The sequence below is a fragment of the Roseococcus thiosulfatophilus genome (assembly GCF_017311575.1).
GTDB classification, from domain to species: Bacteria; Pseudomonadota; Alphaproteobacteria; order Acetobacterales; family Acetobacteraceae; genus Roseococcus; species Roseococcus thiosulfatophilus.
On the sequence record NZ_JAFFQY010000063.1, the window covers coordinates 1 to 18,796 of the forward strand.

The 18,796-nt window shown below is 71.2% G+C and carries 23 protein-coding genes; 12 read left to right on the forward strand and 11 right to left on the reverse strand.

Going from position 1 to position 18,796, the window contains the following annotated elements; genetic code table 11:
* From JTN19_RS17990 to JTN19_RS18040, 11 genes are all read right to left on the reverse strand, one after another.
* A partial coding sequence (locus JTN19_RS17990; protein WP_408901889.1) for an alcohol dehydrogenase catalytic domain-containing protein occupies positions 1-217 on the reverse strand: 217 nt, incomplete at its 3' end.
* Positions 214-1,587 carry a 3-hydroxyacyl-CoA dehydrogenase NAD-binding domain-containing protein gene (locus JTN19_RS17995; RefSeq protein ID WP_206935503.1) on the reverse strand — a complete coding sequence of 458 codons (1,374 nt, stop codon included), beginning with the start codon at positions 1,585-1,587 and terminating at the stop codon, positions 214-216. The genes JTN19_RS17995 and JTN19_RS17990, both read right to left, overlap by 4 nt.
* A complete protein-coding gene (locus JTN19_RS18000; RefSeq protein WP_206935504.1) occupies positions 1,584-2,678 on the reverse strand; it encodes a CaiB/BaiF CoA transferase family protein in 1,095 nt (364 codons plus the stop codon). Before JTN19_RS18000 ends, JTN19_RS17995 begins: the two co-directional genes overlap by 4 nt.
* On the reverse strand, positions 2,675-3,307 hold the full coding sequence (locus tag JTN19_RS18005) for a 3-hydroxyacyl-CoA dehydrogenase family protein (protein WP_206935506.1): 633 nt from the start codon (positions 3,305-3,307) through the stop codon (positions 2,675-2,677). The genes JTN19_RS18000 and JTN19_RS18005 overlap by 4 nt, the downstream gene beginning before the upstream one ends.
* The gene (locus tag JTN19_RS18010) at positions 3,304-4,182 is read right to left on the reverse strand and encodes a 3-hydroxyacyl-CoA dehydrogenase family protein (protein ID WP_206935508.1); all 879 of its coding nucleotides are present in this window, start codon (positions 4,180-4,182) and stop codon (positions 3,304-3,306) included. The genes JTN19_RS18005 and JTN19_RS18010 overlap by 4 nt, the downstream gene beginning before the upstream one ends.
* Positions 4,179-5,345 (reverse strand): acyl-CoA dehydrogenase family protein, encoded by a 1,167-nt coding sequence (locus JTN19_RS18015; protein WP_206935511.1) that lies wholly within the window; start codon positions 5,343-5,345, stop codon positions 4,179-4,181. The genes JTN19_RS18010 and JTN19_RS18015 overlap by 4 nt, the downstream gene beginning before the upstream one ends.
* Positions 5,345-6,049: an SDR family NAD(P)-dependent oxidoreductase gene (locus JTN19_RS18020; protein ID WP_206935514.1), complete on the reverse strand. Its 705-nt coding sequence runs from the start codon at positions 6,047-6,049 to the stop codon at positions 5,345-5,347. Before JTN19_RS18020 ends, JTN19_RS18015 begins: the two co-directional genes overlap by 1 nt.
* The gene (locus JTN19_RS18025) at positions 6,046-6,825 is read right to left on the reverse strand and encodes an enoyl-CoA hydratase/isomerase family protein (RefSeq protein WP_206935516.1); all 780 of its coding nucleotides are present in this window, start codon (positions 6,823-6,825) and stop codon (positions 6,046-6,048) included. The genes JTN19_RS18020 and JTN19_RS18025 overlap by 4 nt, the downstream gene beginning before the upstream one ends.
* A complete protein-coding gene (locus JTN19_RS18030) occupies positions 6,822-8,426 on the reverse strand; it encodes a class I adenylate-forming enzyme family protein (RefSeq protein WP_206935518.1) in 1,605 nt (534 codons plus the stop codon). Before JTN19_RS18030 ends, JTN19_RS18025 begins: the two co-directional genes overlap by 4 nt.
* 3 nt (positions 8,427-8,429) lie before the next feature.
* Entirely contained in the window at positions 8,430-9,209 is a 780-nt protein-coding gene (locus JTN19_RS18035) for an enoyl-CoA hydratase-related protein (protein WP_206935520.1), read from the reverse strand.
* Positions 9,210-10,415 (reverse strand): CaiB/BaiF CoA transferase family protein, encoded by a 1,206-nt coding sequence (locus tag JTN19_RS18040; protein WP_340643364.1) that lies wholly within the window; start codon positions 10,413-10,415, stop codon positions 9,210-9,212. It abuts the gene before it with no gap.
* A gap of 157 nt (positions 10,416-10,572) precedes the next feature.
* On the opposite strand from JTN19_RS18040, the gene JTN19_RS18045 reads away from it, so the two are divergent.
* The 12 genes from JTN19_RS18045 to JTN19_RS18095 all read left to right on the forward strand — a co-directional run bounded on the left by JTN19_RS18045 (position 10,573) and on the right by JTN19_RS18095 (position 18,784).
* On the forward strand, positions 10,573-12,231 hold the full coding sequence (locus tag JTN19_RS18045; RefSeq protein WP_206935522.1) for a sigma-54 interaction domain-containing protein: 1,659 nt from the start codon (positions 10,573-10,575) through the stop codon (positions 12,229-12,231).
* Positions 12,232-12,314: 83 nt separating this feature from the next.
* The gene (locus JTN19_RS18050; RefSeq protein ID WP_206935524.1) at positions 12,315-13,280 is read left to right on the forward strand and encodes a tripartite tricarboxylate transporter substrate binding protein; all 966 of its coding nucleotides are present in this window, start codon (positions 12,315-12,317) and stop codon (positions 13,278-13,280) included.
* Entirely contained in the window at positions 13,277-14,245 is a 969-nt protein-coding gene (locus tag JTN19_RS18055; protein ID WP_206935526.1) for a Bug family tripartite tricarboxylate transporter substrate binding protein, read from the forward strand. Before JTN19_RS18050 ends, JTN19_RS18055 begins: the two co-directional genes overlap by 4 nt.
* Positions 14,246-14,317: 72 nt before the next feature.
* The gene (locus JTN19_RS18060) at positions 14,318-14,611 is read left to right on the forward strand and encodes a hypothetical protein (RefSeq protein WP_206935528.1); all 294 of its coding nucleotides are present in this window, start codon (positions 14,318-14,320) and stop codon (positions 14,609-14,611) included.
* A gap of 103 nt (positions 14,612-14,714) precedes the next feature.
* On the forward strand, positions 14,715-15,197 hold the full coding sequence (locus JTN19_RS18065; protein ID WP_206935530.1) for a hypothetical protein: 483 nt from the start codon (positions 14,715-14,717) through the stop codon (positions 15,195-15,197).
* Positions 15,198-15,225: 28 nt separating this feature from the next.
* On the forward strand, positions 15,226-15,348 hold the full coding sequence (locus JTN19_RS20460; RefSeq protein WP_278008843.1) for a hypothetical protein: 123 nt from the start codon (positions 15,226-15,228) through the stop codon (positions 15,346-15,348).
* Positions 15,349-15,354: 6 nt separating this feature from the next.
* Positions 15,355-15,600 carry a PAS domain-containing protein gene (locus tag JTN19_RS18070; protein ID WP_206935532.1) on the forward strand — a complete coding sequence of 82 codons (246 nt, stop codon included), beginning with the start codon at positions 15,355-15,357 and terminating at the stop codon, positions 15,598-15,600.
* 5 nt (positions 15,601-15,605) lie between these two features.
* Positions 15,606-16,121, forward strand: coding sequence for a hypothetical protein (locus JTN19_RS18075; protein ID WP_206935535.1), 516 nt, complete (start codon positions 15,606-15,608; stop codon positions 16,119-16,121).
* Entirely contained in the window at positions 16,118-16,615 is a 498-nt protein-coding gene (locus tag JTN19_RS18080) for a hypothetical protein (RefSeq protein ID WP_206935537.1), read from the forward strand. Before JTN19_RS18075 ends, JTN19_RS18080 begins: the two co-directional genes overlap by 4 nt.
* 188 nt (positions 16,616-16,803) lie before the next feature.
* Entirely contained in the window at positions 16,804-17,463 is a 660-nt protein-coding gene (locus JTN19_RS18085) for a hypothetical protein (protein WP_206935539.1), read from the forward strand.
* A gap of 5 nt (positions 17,464-17,468) precedes the next feature.
* Positions 17,469-18,488 (forward strand): gas vesicle protein GvpN, encoded by a 1,020-nt coding sequence (gene gvpN / locus JTN19_RS18090; protein ID WP_242531267.1) that lies wholly within the window; start codon positions 17,469-17,471, stop codon positions 18,486-18,488.
* A complete protein-coding gene (locus tag JTN19_RS18095) occupies positions 18,485-18,784 on the forward strand; it encodes a hypothetical protein (protein ID WP_206935541.1) in 300 nt (99 codons plus the stop codon). Before gvpN ends, JTN19_RS18095 begins: the two co-directional genes overlap by 4 nt.
* Positions 18,785-18,796 lie beyond the last annotated feature (12 nt).

Consider the following 18,796-nt stretch of genomic DNA (forward strand, 5'->3'; position numbering starts at 1 on the left):
CTAGCGCAAGCACACGGCCGACGGCCGTCTTGCCGGGAATGAAAGGCAGTGGCGGCAGTACCTGGTAACGGCCAGCGACCACGAGCAGATCAGGGTAGTTCACCTCCGCCACCTCGACCTCGATCAGCGCCTGGCCGGCACCGGGCACCGGCTCGGGCCAGTCCTGCAGCACGATGCCCTTCGGCGGGCCGAAGGCGGTGACAGTGGCGGCCCTCATGGCTGTTCGAGCAGCGGCGACACGCGGTACCGCGTGTCGCCGCCATAATGGTCGCGCAGGGCTTCGAGAGTGGTTCGGAGCCGCGCGGCGCCGAAGGCCGCGATCCATCCCGATCCACCGACCGGGTGGTTGAGCCCCTGGACCAACGCCAGATCCACATCGTCGCGGCTGGCGATCCGCAGGCGTTCGGCCTCGCGCGCCTCATTCGCCAGCATCGCCGCGGTGCGCAGCACGACGAGTCCCGGCAGGTCCGGCATGGGCAATGCAATCCAACCCTCCGCCGCGAGGCTCTCGCGCGCCGCGGGCAGTAGCGCCTCCGGCCCGGCGATCGCGATACCGCCGCCTGCCCCAAGGATCCCGTCGCGCAGCACCACAGGCGCACCGAACGCCGCCGCGCGGCAGGCGGCGCTGCGGCCATCGGATTCCAGGAGCACCCCCCCGCCGGGCAGGGGCAGAACGTCCGGCAGCTTCCTTCCCGCCGGTGGCTTCGGCATCGGCGCAGCAGCCGCCTCATGGCGGAAGAAGCCGCGCCCTGCCTTCCGGCCGAGCCAGCCGGCATCGACCAGCGCGCGTTGCACGCCGCTCGGCCGGTAGCGCGGATCGTAGAAGGTCGCCTCCCAGACACTGTGGGTCACCGCGAAGTTCACGTCATGGCCGATCAGGTCCATCAGCGCGCAGGGGCCCATGCGGAAGCCGCCGGCGCCGGTCATCGCCGCATCCAGCGCCTCGGGCGACAGCGCCGCTTCCTCCAGCAGCATCAGCGCTTCCCCGTAGAAGGGGCGCGCCACGCGGTTCACGATAAAGCCCGGCGTATCGCGCGCGGCGACGGCGACCTTGCCCCAGCCGCGCGCGGTCGCCGTCAGGATCTGGGCCACCTCGTCCTCCGTCGCGGCGCCGCGCACGATCTCGACCAGGCGCATGACCGGGGCCGGGTTGAAGAAGTGCAGCCCGGCGAAGCGGCCCGGCCGGGCCAGCGCCGCGCCGATCGCCGCGACGGCGAGGGAGGAGGTGTTGGTCGCCAGGATCGCGGCCGGTCCGACCGCCGCCTCGGCCGCGCGGAGCAGCGCGCGCTTGGCGCCAAGGTCCTCGATGATCGCCTCGATCACCAGCCCCGCGGCGCCGATCCCGGCCAGATCCGGGACGGGTCGCAGGCGTTGCGCCGCGGCCGCCGCGCCGGCCAGGGCGCCGCGCGCCTCGAGCCGCGCGAAGGTTTCGGCGATGCCACGCTGCGCGGACTCGGCCGCGCCCTGCCGCTGGTCGAACAGCAGCACCTCATGCCCTGCCGCCGCGGCAACCTGGGCGATGCCCGCCCCCATCGTGCCGGCGCCGAGGACGGCAACGGGGGTTTCCCTTGGCAAGGCGCCGCTCATGCCAGGATCGGTGCTGCCGCCTCCTCCGCTCCGGCGCGCAGCGCGGGCGCGACAGGCACGGGCAGCGCCGGCAGGATGGCGCCATCCGCCCCGCGCAGGCGCCGGGCGAAGACGCCGCGTGCGCGGAAATGCGCGTCCTGCATCGCCTCCTCGACCGTCGCGGCGACGGAACAGCAGCAATCGGCGGCGGCGAAGACGGCGCGCCAATGCGCGGCCGGCCGCGCGGCGATCAGCGCGGCGATGCGCGCCACGCTGCCGGCGGGATCTCCCGCGTCATCCACCTCGGCCGCGCCGAGCCCCAGCGTGGCCAGGAAGGCCTCCCAGAATTTCTGCTCGATCGGCGCGGCGCAGACCAGCCGCCCATCCGCCGTGGGGTAGAGCCGGTAGCGCGGCGTGCCGCCGGTGACGAGGTCGGTGCCGTTGCCGGGCCACTGCCCGGTGGCGAGGCCCGCGCCGATCGCCCAATAGAGGAAGGGCAGCACGTTCTCGGCCATGGCGATGTCCAGGTGGCAGCCCTGGCCGGTGGCGTCGCGCCGGCGCAGCGCCAGCAGGATGTTCATCACCGCCGGATAGGCGCCGCCGCCGATGTCGGCGACCAGTGCCGGCGGCACCACCGGCAGCGCTCCATCGCCATGCGACAGCGCGATCATCCCGGCATCGCCGAGGTAGTTCAGGTCGTGCCCCGCCACGTCCCGCTTCGGCCCGTCCTGGCCATAGCCGGTGATGGAGCAGGTGATCAGCCGCGGGTTGATCGCGGCGAGCGCGGCGTGGCCGAGGCCGAGCCGCTCCATCACTCCGGGGCGGAACTGTTCGACCACCACATCGGCGCGCGCGATCAGCGGGTCGAGCACGGCGCGCGATGAGGGATCCTTCAGGTCGAGCGCCAGGCTGCGCTTGCCGCGGTTGAGCAGGGCGAAGTTCACGCTGTCCGCGCCCCAGCGCGGCGTGTAGCTGCGCATCTCGTCGCCGCGGCCTGGGCGTTCCACCTTGATCACCTCGGCACCGGCCTCGGCCAGGATCAGCGTAGCGAGCGGCCCGGGCAGCAGCGTGGAGAAGTCCAGCACCAGGACGCCATCCAGCGCGCCCTTCATCCGCCGCGCGCTCGGCGGCGGGCGGCCACGACGGCGCGCCGCGCCGGGGCGTAGCCCGGCGTGCCGAAGGCCTCGAACAGCGCCGCGGAGGCAGCATGGTGATGGTGCAGCCCGCCGCGCAGCAGCCGCTCGATCGGCCCATCCGGATAGCCAAGGCCGAGGCGGCAGGTCAGGTCCAGGTCGGCCTGTGTCGCCAGCCCTTCGTCCAGGAAGCGAAGTGCGGCGTTGTATTTCGGGCGCAGCAGCCGGTCGAGAATGCGGCCGGGCTGGTCTGTGCAGAGTGCCACGGTGAGCCCCGCGCCCTCGAACACCGCGCGGGCGGCGGCGATCGCCTCCGGCGCGCTGTTCTTCTGCACCACAAGTTCAATGAGCGCTGACGGCGGGTCATCGCCATTGCGCCAGCGCGCGAAGCCGAGCACCGTCCCACCCTCCTCGCCATCCTGCTCGCCGGTGTGCTCGCCCAGGCTGTCCTGGTCGAGCTCGACGAGCGTGGCGACGCGGCCGCGCGCATCGCTGTGCAGGGCCCGCCGCAGCAGCACCAGAACATCGGCCTCCGGCACTGCGGCGGCCAGGAAGGTATCGTCCTTCGGAAAGCTGCGGGAGGGCCCGCCAAGGATCATGTGGTTCATGCGCCGTACATCCCGGGCTTGCCGTAATCGAAGAAGCCTCTGCCCGATTTGCGGCCGAGCCGCCCCGCCGCCACCATCCGCCGCAGCAGCGGCGGCGCCGCCGCGCGCGGATCGAGCGTAACCGGGTAGAAGGCCTCGGACAGGCGGATCTGCGTGTCGAGGCCGATCAGGTCGATCAATTCGAGCGGGCCCATCCTGTAGCCGAGCCCCGTCTTGATCGCGGCGTCGATATCCGGGGGCGCGGCCACGCCGGCTTCCACCAGCCGGATCGCGTCGTTGTTGAAGGGCACGAGCAGGGCGTTCAGGATGAAGCCCGGCTTGTCCTGTGTGCGCACCGGCTGCTGCCCGGCGGCCAGCGTCCAATCCCAGGCGGCCTGGAACACCTCGGGCGCGGTGTTCACGCCGGGCGACATTTCGATCAGCTTCATGATCTGCGCAGGCAGGCAGAAATGCATGCCGACCACCCGATCCTCGCGACCGCAGCCCGAGGCAATCTCTGTGATCGACAACGTCGAGGTGTTGGAGGCGATGATGGCATGTTCGGGCAGCAGCGGGTGCAGTGCGCGCAGCAGCGCCTGCTTCACCGACAGCTCCTCGAACACCGCCTCGATCACCAGGTCGCAGCCGGCGAGACCGTCGAGCGCCGTCGTGTCGGTGATGCGGGCGAGAACTGCGTCGCGTGCCTCCGCCGTCATCTTGCCGCGCTCGACCGACTTGCTGAAGAAGCCCGCGGTGTCCCGCATCGAGCGTTCCAGCGCTGCTGCGCTGAGGTCCTGGCGGACGACCTCAAAGCCGGCGCGGGCGGCAACGATGGCGATGCCCGCGCCCATGGTGCCACCAGCGCCGCAGACGCCCACTTTCTGGATGCTGCTCATCGCGCCGCGAAGCTCCGGCCGATCAATTGGCGGTGCACCTGGTTCGTGCCCTCCCAGATCTGGGTGATCTTCGCATCGCGCATCAGCCGCTCCACGCGGTAGTCGCGGCAATAGCCGTAGCCGCCGAACATCTGCACCGCCTCCGTCGTCATCTTCATGGCCAGGTCGGTCGCGCGCAGCTTCAGCATGCTCGCCTCCATCCCGAAATCGGTCTCGCCGTCCTCCACCAGGGCGGCCACATGGTCCATCCAGGCCTCGATCATCGCGAGCTCAGTCGCGAGGTCGGCGAGTGTGAACTGGTTGCCCTGGAAGTCGATGATGCGGCGGCCGGATTGCCGTCGGTCATTCATGTATCCCACCATGTCGGCGAAGGCGGCACGCGCGATGCCCAGGGCATGCGCCGCGACCGAAGGGCGCGACTTGTTGAGCGAGGCCAGCAGGATGGCCAGCCCCTCGCCCGGGGCGCCGATCAGATTGGCGCGCTTCACGCGCACGCGGTCGAAGGCGAGCGTGGCGGTGGAGGCGGCGCGATGGCCCATCTTGTCCTCCAGCCGCACGACGGAGAGGCCAGGGCTGCCCTTCTCCATGACCAAGACGGAGATCGCGGCCTTCGCCTCCTCGATGCCCGCCCATTTGCCGAAGACCAGCAGCAGGTCCGCGACATCGCCGTTGGAGATGAAGATTTTCCCGCCCTCCACTACGATGTCGTCGCCATCGGGCGTGAATCGCGTCTTCATTCCCGTGGCATCGGAGCCCGCGGAGGGTTCGGTGATGGCCAGCGCGCCGAGCCCGCCCTCCGCGATGCGCGGCAGCAGTCGCGCCTTCTGCTCGGGCGTGCCGAGGTCGATCAGCGGCTTCATGCCGTGGAAGGTCGTGGCATAGACGATGCCGGTCGAGGCGCAGGCCGCCGAGATTTCCGCCACCACCTCAAGGTAGAGACGATAGGACATCGGGGCGCCGCCATATTCCTCCGGCACGAAGAGCCCGTTCAGGCCGAGCGCGTTGAGCGCTGCCATTCCCTCCCACGGAAACTCGCCCGAGAGGTCGAGCGCCGCGGCGCGCGGGGCGATCTGATCGGTGCAGAGGCGCCGGACCTGGTCGAGCACCATCGCCTCGTCCTCGGTGAAGCGGCGCCGTGCGGCCAGTCTTTCGAAAACCCCCATCAGTGATTCATCCCCTGGCCGCCATCCATCGTGATCGTTTCTCCCGTCAGGAAACCGAGGCCCGGGTCGAACAGCAGGGCGACGAGCCGGGCCACCTCCTCCGGCTTGCCCGGCCGGCCCAGCGGGACGCGCCGCGCGATCCAGGCCTGTGTCTTGGGCTGCGCGAGGAAGTCGCGGTTGAGGTCCGTCTCGATGTAGCCCGGCGCCACGTTCAGTACGCGGATGCGCTCGGCCGCCCATTCCACCGCCAGCACGCGCGTCATCGCCGCAACGGCGGCCTTGGCCGCGCAATAGGCAAGGTTGCCGGGCACGCCGAGCCGGTCGAAGAAGGAGCCGATATTGACGATGGTGCCGCCGCCGGCCGCGACCAGATGCGGATGCGCCTCGCGGCAGGCCATCATTACCGAAACGGTGTCCAGGCGAAGCACGGCTTCGAACTCGGGCGTCGGCAGGCTGGCGCTGGGATGGGCGCGGTGCGCGCCGGCATTGTTCACCAGGCCCACCAGGCGCCGGCCCCGCGCGGCCTCGGCGATGGCGCCGCGCAGCGCGGCCTCGTCCGTCACGTCGCAGGCGATGCCGCGCCCGGCCAGGGCGGTACCGCTGCGCGACAGGCCCACCACGTCGAAGCCTTGCCCCAGCAGCGCCGCGGCCACGGCGGCGCCGATGCCCCGGCTCGCGCCGGTCACGATTACGGTGCCGCTCATCGGTCGGCGAAGGCCGGACGGCGCTTCTCCACAAAGGCCGCCATGCCCTCCTCGGCGTCTTCTAGCCGGTAGGCGAGGGTGGAGAGCTCCGCCTCCGCCGCCAGCCCCTCGGCCAGCGGCAGCGTGGCGGCGCGCGCAACGGCAGCACGCGCCAGTGCCATCACCGGCAGGCTGTGCCCGGTGAAGCGGGCGGCGCAGGCCAGCCCGGCCTCCACCGGATCGCCTTCGACAATCTCGGTCACGAGGCCGAAGCGCAGCGCCTCCTCGGCGCCGATGCTGCGGCCGGTCAGGATCATCTCCAACGCGCGCGCCGGGCCAATGACGCGCGGCAGGCGCTGCGTGCCGCCATAGCCGGGGATCAGGCCGAGCTTGACTTCCGGCAGGCCCATCTTCGCATTCGCGGTGCAGAGCCGGATGGAGCACGCCAGCGCCAGTTCCAGCCCGCCGCCGAAGGCGAAGCCGTTGATCACGGCGATGGAGGGCATGGGCAGCGCATCCAGCCGCGCGAACACCGCCTGGCCAAGCTCCGCGCCGCGCTTCTGCGCCATCAGGTCACGGCCGCGGAGTTCGGGGATGTCGGCGCCGGCGCAGAAGGCGCGGGCGCCGGCGCCGGTCACGATCAGCGCCCGCACATCGGACACGGCGATGGCGTCGAGCCGCGCCGCAAGCTCGCGCAGGATCGTGAAGGACAGCGCATTGAGCGCCGCCGGCCGGTCCAGCGTCAGCACCGCGCAATCGCCGCGGCGTTCCAGCCGCACCACCGCCTCGGCTGTCATGCGACCTCCTTGCGGACATGGCGGACCGGCTGCGGCGTGATGTCGCCGCGTGCGGCCATCGCCGCCAGCTCGCGCTTCAGGATCTTGCCGCTCGCCGTCAGCGGGAAGGCATCCAGGCGGACGAAGCGTTCCGGCATGTCGTAGACCGACAGCCCCTGCGCCGCGAGGTGATCCAGCAGCGCGCGCGGATCGGCATCGCCCATGATGGCGAGGCAGACGCGTTCCCCCAGCCTTTCATCGGCGACCGGAAACGCCGCGGCCCGCGCCACGCCGGGATGACGGATGGCCAGCGCCTCGATGCGCGCAGGGTGGATGTTGTGGCCGCCGCGGATGATGAGGTCCTTGAGCCGCCCGACGACGGCCAGGTTGCCATCCGCATCCATCACGCCGAGATCGCCCGACATGAACCAGCCGGCACGGTTGAAGGAGGCTTCGGTGGCGGATTGATTGCCGAGATAGCCCAGCATCAGCGCTGCGCCCCGGCCGCCGATCTCCCCGACCTCGCCGGGCGGCAGGGGGCGGTCGCGGTCATTGGGGTCGAACACCGCCGCCTCATAGGCGCGCCCGCCGCGGCCGCAGGTGGCGACGATAACCTCGGTCGGGTCATCGGGGTGGGTGTATTGGTGCGAGGAATTCTCCGTCATGCCGTAGACGTTCTGCGGGCGGATGCCCTGCGCGACGAAAGCCTCCGCCAGCGCCGGCGGAATTGGCGAGCCGGCCATGTAGAAGGTGCGCACGGCCCCCAGCCGCGGCAGCGCACGTTCCCGCTGCTCCGCCAGGATGTCCATGGCGTGGGTGGGCACGCCCATCACATAGCTGGCGCCGCTTTCCAGCAGCCAGTCGAGCCGCCCCTGCCCCGGCGGCGGGTCGTCCAGCACCAGGGTGCAGCCGGCGACGAGCCATTGCGCCACCGCGACCCAGGCGATGTGGTGCGAAAGCGGCGAGAGCGTCAGCAGGATGGCGGCGGGGCCATGGCTCCAGTCGCGCACCAGGTCGCGCGCATTGGCCAGCAGCGTGTTGTCCGAATGCATGACGCATTTCGGTGCCCCGGTCGTGCCCGAGGTGAAGGCGAGGTAGGACACGCCATCGGGATCCGGCGGCGGCGCTTCCGGCGCCTCGCCGGGTTGCGGGAAGGTCTCGGCCGTCCAGACCGCGCGCATCCCCGGCAGCCCGCCGAAGCGCGCCACCGGATCAGGACTCCGCTCCGCATCGGTGACCAGCACCCGGGCTTCGAGCAGGCCGAGCAACGACGCCACCTCATCGGCCGTGTAGGTCCGGTGCAGCGAGGGATTGCAGGCCAGCCCCTCACGCGAGCAGGCGAGGAAGGCCACCACAGCCTCCAGCCGGTTCGGCATCCACAGCGACACGCGATCGCCCGGCGCGAGGCCGAGCGTGCGGAAGGCGGCGGCAACCCCGTCCACCCAGGCCAGCAGCGCCCCCCAGCTCAGGGCGTGGCGGCCGTCGCGCGCCGCGGGCGCCCCGGGCCGCGCCGTCGCCTGTGCCAGCACGCGGCCATAGAGCGTCTCCGCGCGCCACAGCCCGCTGTCGTGGAAGCGTCGGGCGGCAGCCGGATGATGCAGGGTAAGAAAGCGCGCGACCATGCGTCAGCGGCCGAACTTCGTGGGGTCGGGGCTGCGCTTGGCCGCGAAGGCCTCGCGCAGCTCGGCGCTTTCCTCGCTGTCGAGATAGGCGCGCAGCAGCAGGTCATGCGCCATGCGCGACAGCCCGGCGACGCCGCCGGACCGCGCATGGAAGGCGGCCTTGACGCTGGCCAGCGCGAAGGCGCCGCGCTCGGCGATCTCGCGCGCCCAGGCAAGCGTCGCCTCGCGCAGCTCGGCATCCGGGACGACCTTGTTGATCAGCCCCATCGCCAGCGCCTCGCGCGCCGGAATCTTCGGATTGGCGAACCAGATCTCCTTCGCGCGCTTCTTGCCCACCAGGTCTTCGAGATACCAGGTGCCGTAGCCGGCATCGAAGCTGCCCATCATCGGGCCGACCTGGCGGAACACCGCGCTTTCCTTGGCGATGGTCACGTCGCAGACCATCTGCAGCACATTGCCGCCGCCCACCGCGAAGCCGTTGACGCTGGCGATGATTGGCTTCTGGCACTTCTCGATCGCCTCATACATCTCGAGCGTCGGCAGCGTGCCGGCATAGAGCGTGGTGTCCTCCATGCCGTCCTTGCGGCCGCCGATGCAGAAGAAGCGTTCGCCGGCGCCGGTCAGCACCAGCACGCGGGTGCGGGTTTCCCGCCGCGCCGCCTCGATGCAGTCGCGCAGCTCGTGGCAGGTGGCGGCGGTGAACATGTTGCCGTCCTCCGGCCGGTTCAGGGTGATGATCCCGACCGGGCCGTCCTCGGCATAGATGATGGTGGTGAAGCGCACTCAATTCCTCCCAAGCCAGTCCCGCAGGACCTCTTGTGTGTGTTCGCCATGCCGCGGCGGGGCGCGGCGCGGCACATTCGCCGCGCCGTCCAGATGGAACCCCGTGCCGACCTGCGGCACCAGCCGCGCGCCATCGCGCAGCGCGAAGAACAGGCCGCGCTCGGCCAGCAGCGGATCGGCCGCCACCTCATCCACGCGGTTGATCGGCCCGGCCGGAATGCGCGCGGCGGCGAGGATGCGCAGCCAATGCGCGCGCGGCCGTGTGCGCAGCACCGCCTGGATCGCAGCGACGATGGCGGGGCGGTCGGCCCGGCGCAGGGCGTTCGTCGCATGCGCCTCGGCAGCCCCGGCCGCGGGGTCGCCCACCGCATCCCAGAAGCGCTGCCAGATGGCGTCGCTGCCGAGCCCGAGCGTCATCGGATGATCCGCCGTCTCGAAAGCCTGGTAGATGGCGATCACGCTGTCGGTGCCGCCCGAGCGTCGCGGCACCTCGCCGGAGCCGAGATAGGGCACGATGCGGCAGGCCAGGAAGCGCGTCATGCTCTCGACCAGCGACACGTCGATGGCATGGCCGCGCCCGCTGCGGGCGCGGTCGAGCAGCGCGGCAAGGGTCGCCATGGCGGCGTCCTGCCCGGCGAGCAGGTCGGCCGCCGGCGCGCCGACCTTCTGGGGCGGGCCGTCCGGCGCGCCGGTCAGGTCCATGATGCCGGCATGGCCTTCCGCGATCAGGTCGTAGCAGGTCCAGTCGGCGCGCGGCCCGGTGAGGCCGAAGCCGGTGATCGCCACATGGATCGCATCCGGGCGGATGGCGTGGATCTGCCGGGCGGACAGCCCGCGCTTCTCCAGCACGCGGGGCGGCTGGCTGACCAGGACCACATCGGCCGCGGCGATCAGCGCATGCTGGGTCGCCGTGTCATCGCTGGCCAGCGCCATCGCCCGCTTGTTGCGGTTGACCGCCAGGAACCACAGGCTCTCCTCCACCAGGAAGGGCGGGCCCCAGCCGCGGGCGTCATCCGGGCTGTCCGGCCGTTCCACCTTCACGACATCGGCACCAAAGTCCCCTAGCAGCATCGCCGCGTAGGGCCCGGCGATGGAGCCGGTGAGGTCGAGCACCCGGATGCCATCCAGCAAGGCGAATCCACGGCCGGGTGTGACCACCGGCAGGCCGTCCATCGGCAGGGTTTCTTCTCGGGCTCTGGCGGACACGTGGATGGCTCCTCTAGCCCGCATCCCATCAATTTGCGTGCCAGCCCCTGCCTGTGGGAGCGCCGGCGCTTTGCGGGCGGGCCGCGCGGACATGTGTGTCCCACCCGTGTTCGCCGGCGGACATCTCTGTTACTATGTGTCCCAAGGGAGGACACGCATGGCCGCAGAGGCATCCATTCCAGGACGGGTCAGTGGCATCGCGCTGTTCGACGCAGCCGGGCGTCTGCTGACGGCACTCGGCAGCGCGGCGGAGCCCCGCCTTCGGATGCTGCTGAGCGATGGTGAATGGCGTCTCGGGCTCCGCCAGCGCCGGATAACGCCCTTGCAGCCCGAGCGGGACCGCAAGTTACTGGCCATCCTGGTTCCGCTTGGCGCCGCCGGCGAAGCCGTGCTGGTCAGCAATCCGCCGGGCGAGGCGCTGCTCACCTTCCTGTTCGCCGTCGATTTCGCCTGGGATGTCCTGCATCACCTCGTTACCGACCCGCATGACGCAATGACAATCGTGGATGGCGCGGGACGCGTCGCGTACCTCTCGCCGGTGCATGAGCGCTTCTTCGGCCTAGAGTCCGGCTCGGCGATCGGCCGGCCCGTGACCGAGGTGATCGAGAATACCCGCCTTCCTCAGGTGCTGCGGTCGGGCAAGCCGGAAGTCGGCGAGATTCAGCGTATGCGCGGGATGGACCGGGTGGTGTCGCGCGTTCCCATACGGCGCGAAGGTGTCGTGGTCGGCGCCATCGGGCGGGTCATGTTCAAGGGACCCGAACAGGTCGAGGCCCTGGCGAAGCGCGTCAACGTGCTGGAGCGCGAAGTGGCGTTCTATCGCCGCGAGGCCGATGCGCTGCGTGGCCGCGGCGGGGTTGCTTCGGCGATCGTCGGTCGGAGCGCCGCGATCGAGCGGCTGCGCGTTCGCATCGCGAAGGTCGCGCCGCTCGATGTCGCGGTGCTGATCCTGGGGGAAAGCGGGACCGGCAAGGAACTCGTCGCCCGCGCCCTGCATCGCGAGGGGCCGCGCCGCGCTGGCCCGCTGGTGGCGGTCAATGCCGCGGCCTTACCGGCCAGCCTGGTGGAGAGCGAGCTGTTCGGCTATGCGCCTGGTGCCTTCACCGGCGCCGAGCGGCGAGGCCGTAAGGGCCGCTTCGAGCAGGCCGATGGCGGCACCGTGTTCCTCGACGAGATCGGCGATATGCCTCTCGAGGTTCAGGCCAAGCTGCTGCGGGTGCTGCAGGAAAGAGTGGTCGAGCCGGTGGGCGGCGATCGTCCCGTCCCGGTCGATTTCCGCCTGGTCGCTGCCACCAACCGCGACCTCAAGGCCATGGTGGATGCAGGCCAGTTCCGGCTCGACCTCTACTACCGGATCGCCACCGTGTCGCTGGAGGTGCCGCGGCTGGCCGACCATGCGGAGGACATTCCAGAGCTGGTGCGGCACTTCCTCGGGGAACTGGCGGAGCTGCACGGCCGCCGGCCACCCGAGATATCGCCGGAGGCTGAGGCGATGCTGATGGCCCGCTCCTGGCCCGGCAATGTCCGCCAGCTACGGCACACACTGGAACGCGCGCTGATCTTCGCCGAGGGCAGCACGCTGCGCCCCGGTGATTTCGATACGATCGAGCCCTCGTCTACGCTGGTCACCGCGACCGCCACCACCCTGGCGGCCAGCGGCGCCGAGCGCCTGCCCGAGGCGACGTCCCGCATGGAGGAGGCGCTGATCCGCCGCGCCCTGGCGCAGGCCGGCGGCAATAAGAAGCGCGCGGCGGCCGATCTTGGCATTTCGCGCTCCCATCTCTATCGGAAGCTCGAGGCGATGGGGGTGCGCTGAACCACCCTGCCGGAGGCTGGCACGCACCTTGCTGCCATAACCCGAGGAAGGCCCGATCACGGGCCACCAAGGGAGGAATGCGAATGATCCATCGTCGGTATCTCGTGGCTGCGGCAGCCGCCGCGGCGCTAGGCGGGCACGCATTCGCCCAAGGCACTTGGCCCAGCCGGCCGGTGCGGATCATCCTCCCCGTCCCTCCCGGGGGTGCCTTCGACGCAACGGTCCGGATGATTCAGGAACCGCTCTCCCGCCTGCTCGGCCAGCCGGTCGTGGTTGAGAATCGTGGCGGCGGCGGCGGTGTGCCGGCCGCCGACGCCGTCATCCGGTCGAGTGACGGTTACAGCTTCGGCCTGATTGGCAGCAGCCATGCGGCCAATGCCACGCTGATGCAGGGCCTGCCCTTCGATCCCGTCGCCGACATCGCACCGGTGAACCTTCTGGCCCGCTGGCCGAATGTGATCTCCGTGCATCCCTCGACACCGTGGCGGACGCTCGCCGAGTTGGTGGCGGCGGCAAAGGCGCGGCCGGGCAGCATCTCCTACGGGTCGCCGGGGATCGGCCTGTCGCAACATTTGGCCGGCGAGCTTTTGAAGATACGCGCCGGCGTCGACATCACCCATATTCCCTATCGCGGTGCCGGCCCCGCGCTGAACGATGGCGTCGCCGGCCATGTGCCGATGGTCGTCACCGCGCTGGCCTCGACAGCGCCGCAGGTGCGGGCGGGGCGACTGCGGGCCCTGGCCGTCACCGGGCCGGTCCGGGCGCCGCTTCTGGCCGAGGTGCCCACGGTGGCGGAATCGGGCTTCCCGGGCTTCGACGTCAGCGAATGGATCGGCATCATGGGGCCGGCCGCGACGCCGCCCGATGTCGTCGGCCGGCTCAACGCGGCGCTGACCGCCGCCATGCGCGACCCCGACGTGGCGCGGCGGCTGGAGGAAGCGGGGATCGAGGTGCTGACCTCCACCCCGGCCGCCTTCGGGGATTTCGTCCGCGCGCAGGTGCAGACCCTCGGCAACATCATCCGCACCGCCGGGATCCGTGCGGAATGAGCCCGCTCGCAAGGCGCTCGCTGCTGGGTCTTGTCCTGGCCCCGCTCGCAGGTCCGGCCTCGGCGCAGGCCTGGCCGAGCCGGCCGCTGCGCTTCATCGTTCCCTTCGCGCCGGGTGGCACGACGGACATCCTGGCGCGCCTGCTCGCCCCACGGTTGTCCGAGACATTCGGACAGCCGGTCACGGTCGAGAATCGCGGGGGCGCCGGCGGTGTCCCTGGAACCGAGGCGATCGCCCGCGCCGCGCCGGATGGCCATGCCTTCGGCCTGGTGATCTCCGGCCATGTCGCCACACCCTTCCTCGTGCCGACGCTGCCCTACGATCCGATCGCCGATTTCGCGCCGGTGATGCTGGCCGCACGGACGCCGATGGTGCTGGTCGTGCCGGCGAGGCTTCCCGCCGCAGACGCGGCCGCCTTCGCGGCGCTGCTGGGCACGCGCGGCACGCCGCTGAGCTACGCCTCATCCGGGCTCGGCTCTGTCCAACATCTGGCGATGGAGCGGCTTTCGGCCCAGCTCGGAGTCGAGATGCTGCACATTCCCTATCGCGGCTCCGGGCCGGCGTTGGCGGACCTCGCGAGCGGCACAGTGGACGCGATGTTCATGCCTACCAGCACGTGGCGGCCGCATGCCGCCAATCCCATGCTGCGGGCGCTGGCGATTTCTTCGCCGGAGCAGTCGCCGGCCTTTCGCGACCTGCCCACCCTGTCGGCGACCATCGCCCCGGGCTTCGCGGCTGCGGAATGGTGGGCCGTGCTGGCGCCACGCAGCACGCCGGCGCCGCTGGTGGAGCAACTTCGCCACGCGCTGGCGCAGGCCCTCGCGCATCCCGAGACGGCGCGGCGCCTGCGCGAGACCGATGTTGACGTGCTGGCCTCCGGCCCCGACGCGCTGATGACGGCGCTGCGCGCGGAGCTGGCGGCCAACCGTGACCTTGCCGCCCGTGGCGTATTTCGGCCCGGCTGACGCGGCGCGGCGCCGCTCATCAAATCTTCAACTCGGCATCGGATACTGCATCGAGAGACCGAGGAAGACCCCATGCTGCGCCGCATCGCCTCATTCGCGAACCATCTGAGCCTCACGTTGCGCGTGGTACTCGGGAGCACCGTGGTTCTGGTGGGCGTCGCTGCCGCCCTGACCTGGCGCGCCACGGAGGCGAATCAGAAGGCGGTGATCCAGCAGCTGGAGGCGCGCACACGCGGCGCCATGAACCTGACCATCGCCCGCCTCCAGGCGTTCCAGCGCGGGCAGGGGAAGCGGCGCGGCCATGCTGTCCATAACGGGATCCTCCTGCCCACGACCTTGGCGGCCTGCGCGTTGACGCGCGGTTAAGGCGGGGGTGCGCGCGGGCTTAACCGCATCTTCACGGCGGCCATGCGACGAGGTGGGCGGCCCTGGCGCCCCGCGCGGTGCCAAAACACGGAGACCCTCCATCATGAGTGCCGCCCACGCCGTGCCGCATGACGCGCCCGATCCCGCCCCGACGCGCGGGCTGAAGCGCAAGCCGCAATCGGTCACGCTGCAGGTCAGTGGCGGCCGTCCGCTGCGCCTGCGCGGGGAGTTGCTGGCCGAGGGCAACAGCTGGGCCCCGGGCACCGAGGCCTGGCACGAGATCGCCCTTTATCGCCACGACCAGGAGGAGGTGGCGGTCGCGCTGCGAACCTTCCGCAAGGCCGAGGGCAGCACCGACATCCACCGCGCCGAGCTCTTCCCCAACCTGGAGGAGGCCATGGCCTGGCTCATCGCCTTCGACCCGACGGCGGACCTGCAGGTGGACCTCGACTGCGCGGACCGCACGCTCAGCACCGCCATGATCACGCTCCGTGCGGCCACGCTGCGCCAGCGGGCGGACGACATCATCCGCCAGTACCAGTCGCTGCTGGGCGAGATGCTGCTGCACCTCGACCAGGGCGCTTGAACACCACCCATCCAAGGAACCCAGGACCATGGAACTCATCAAGTTCGGCAATGACCATGTGGACAACCTCGTCTCGCAGGACCCCGCGCGCCTCGACCGGCTGCCCTTCGGCGCCATCCTGGTGGACCGCACGGGGCGGGTGCTGAAGTAAAACAACATGCAGGCGGGCCTGACCGGCCGCACCTCGGGCGAGGTGGTGGGCAAGAATTTCTTCAACGACGTGGCGCCCTGCACCAAGGGCCACCTCTTCCAGGGCCGCTTCCAGCAGGGCGTGGCGCAAGGCTCGATCAACGCGATGTTCGAATACGCCTTCGACTACAAGATGCAGCCCTCCAAGGTGCGCGTGCACATGAAGTCCACCTCGATCGACGAGGGCGTCTGGATCTTCATCAAGCGCCTCTGACCGCCATGCTCCAGGACCGCATCGCCGTCCGGCTGACGCCGGAGCCGCCCGCGCCACCGCCCGAGCCCAGCGGCTTCCTGCACATGCTGCTGCCGCGGCACGGCCAGCGGCCGCTGGGCTTCGCCGGGCGCCTGCTGTTCAGCGCCGGCAACCGCGGCACGGCGCCGCGCTGCTGGCACGAGGTGGCGGTCTATGAGCGGGAGGATGGCGGGCTGGTCGCCGCCATCCGCCAGGGCGCCCGCCTCGATGGCCTGGCCGAGCGCAGCTGGGCCTTCCCCTGCGAAACCCCGGAGGAGGCGCGCGCCGCCTTCGCCGCGCACGACCCCCTGCCGCCCCTGCCGCTGGACGCGCTGACCGACGCGCCCAATGCGGGGCACAACGCGGCCGCGCTGCTGGAGGCCGCCGCCGCCCAGCGTCGCCTCTGGCACGCCCTGCTGGAGGCCGTGCTCGGCCCCGCGCCCCATCCGCACCACACCCCCGCCGGCACCGCGCCCGGCCCTGACCGAGGAGACCACCCGTGAACGTCATGAACGTCTATGAGCCCGTGGGCGAACGCCCCAGCATGCCCATCGCCGCCGATCCGCGGCTCTCGGCCCGTGTCTCGGGCGGGACCATGTTCACCCTGCAAAAGTCGGGCGCGCGGCCCATCTCCTTCTCCGGCCGGCAGCTCGGCTTCCAGAGCAACTACCGCATGGGCACGCCGCTCTGGCACGAGCTGAACCTCTACCAGACCGAGGATGGACGCTTCGTCGCCGATATCCGCGTCTTCCAGAAGGGCGAGGGCGCGCGCGACCAGTTCCATGTGGCCGTGGTGGACAGCCTGGACGAGGCGCTGGCCTTCTTCGAGGGCTATGACCCGCGCATGGACCTGACGGCCGGCTTCTCGCTGGACGATGCCGACCTTTCGCCGGCCGAGCTGATCGTCCACGCCGCCAGGCTGAAATACGAGATCAACGAGACGGTGAACCAGTACAAGGCCGTGCTCTCGGCCTTCCTGCACGAGCTGAACGGCTGACGCGGTCCGCATCGCCGCGCGCCTGGGGGCACCGGTTCGCCGGTGCCCTTTTTTGTGGCCGGGCTTCGGCTTCACCGGCCGTTAAGGAGCGCGCTGCTAGGTCTTCTGCTAGCAGGACAGGACGTTCCGCCATGGAGCTTGGCACCCGCCGAATCAGATCCGCCGGACATGGCACCGGCAGCGTGGAGGTGACCCTCCCGACCCGGTTCCGGGAATTGGTGGGCGTGCCGCTGCGCGTGCGGCTGCGCGACGGGCTGCGGCCCGAGATCGTGCTGCAACCCGAGATCCAGGCCGCGCATGCCGCGCTGGAGCGTCTCTGGGCCGCGCTCGCGCAGGCCACGGGGCTGGTGGCGCCGCCTCCCTTCCCCGCAGCGGATTTCGTCTTCGCCCTCTTCGCCCCCTGCGAGGATGCGCCGGAGGCCCCCTTGCGCCCCGGGATCGCCTGGTCCGACGCGCAGGTGCTTTCCGGCGCCGCGCCGCATTCGCCGGTGATCCTGGCGCGGCTGCTGCGGGCCCTCGGCGCGCGGCTCGCGTCGCCGCTGGGTGTCGCGGCGGCCCAGGCCTATGGCTTCGGCGCGGCCCTGGCCTTCGCCGCCACGGGCCAGGTCACGCGCGCCATCGAACAGCAGGAATGCGACATCGCCGGCGCTCTGCTGGGGGCCGCACCCGGCCTCGCCTTCAACGAGGCGGGCGAGGATGCCTGGGCCCCGGCCCTCTGGGCCGCGCTGGCGCCGGGCTTCGCCCGCATCACCGACACTCACCGGCAATGGACGGCGGAGCCCGCCCTGCTGGCCCGGTCGCGCGCCGCCTGGCGCCGCGGCGTCACCCTCGAACTCGGCGGAGCCTGAGCGCCATGTCCCTGCGTCCTTCCCCGCTCGTCCGGCCGCGCGCCGTCATGGCCCCACCGCCGCCGCGTGATGCGCTCGAAAATGAGAGCGAGACCACGCTGCAACTGCGCGCGGGCGCGGAATTCGTCAGCACCGACGCCACCGAGGCGCTGGTGCAGCGCAGCCTGCGCTACCTCGAAGGCGGCTATCCCGTGCATTTCCGAGGGCCGGCCGGCAGCGGCAAGACCACGCTCTCGCTGCACCTCGCCGAACGGCTGGAACGCCCCGTCGTGCTGCTGGTGGGCGATGACAGCTTCGACACGCGCCGCCTGGTGGGCGGCGAAAGCGGCACGCGCTCGCGCCGCGTCGTGGACCGGTACATCACCAGCGTGACCAAGGTGGAGAGCGAGCCCATGTGGCTCGACCGCGCGCTGACCGTCGCCTGCACCGAGGGCTGCACGCTGGTCTATGACGAGTTCAACCGCGCGCCGCCCGCCGCCAACAACGTGTTGCTGACGGTGCTGGAAGAGCGCATGCTGGTGCTGCCCAAGGCCGGCCGCGGCGAGACCTACACGCGCGTGCATCCCGAGTTCCGCGCCATCTTCACCTCCAACCCCGTGGACCATGTGGGCGCGCACGAGGCGCAGAACGCCCTGCTCGACCGCATGGTGACGCTCGACCTCGACGGCTTCGACCGCGCGACCGAGGTGGCGGTCACCGCCGCCCGCTCCGGCCTGCCGCTGCCCGAGGCGGCGGCCATCGTGGACATGGTGCGCGACTTCCGCCGCTCCCGCGAATACACGCAGCGCCCCACGCTGCGCGCGAGCCTGATGATCGCGCGGATGACGGCGGTGCAGGGCCTCGTCGTCAGCGCGGATGACCCGGACTTTGTGCAGCTCTGCCTCGACCTGCTGGGCAGCCGGCTTAAGCCCGGGGTGGGTGGCCAGCCCGATCCGCGCCACCGGCAGATGCTCATCAAGCTCATCGAGCATTTCTGCCCGCCCGCGACGACGCGGCGCGATGCGCGCTTCGGGGGTGTGGCATGAGGCCCCGCCCGCTGCGCGTGAACGCAAGGCGCGGCACGCGCCTCGCCCGCCATGACACGCATGAATTCCGGCTGGAGGCGGTGGCCGCGGAATTCGCGCTGAACGCGCAGCGCCGCGCGCGGCTGACCCGCCAGATCGAATTGCTGGAACGCCAGCGCGCGGGGGCCATGAGCAGCCTCGCGCAGGTGGAGGCCCGCATGGTCGTCCTGCAGCGGCGCATGCGCGGCGCGGAGGAGGCGCCGGCTGCCGTTGCGCCCGCGCCCCCGCAGCGCCCCCGCATCATCCTCGAATACTGACCCGGAGCACGC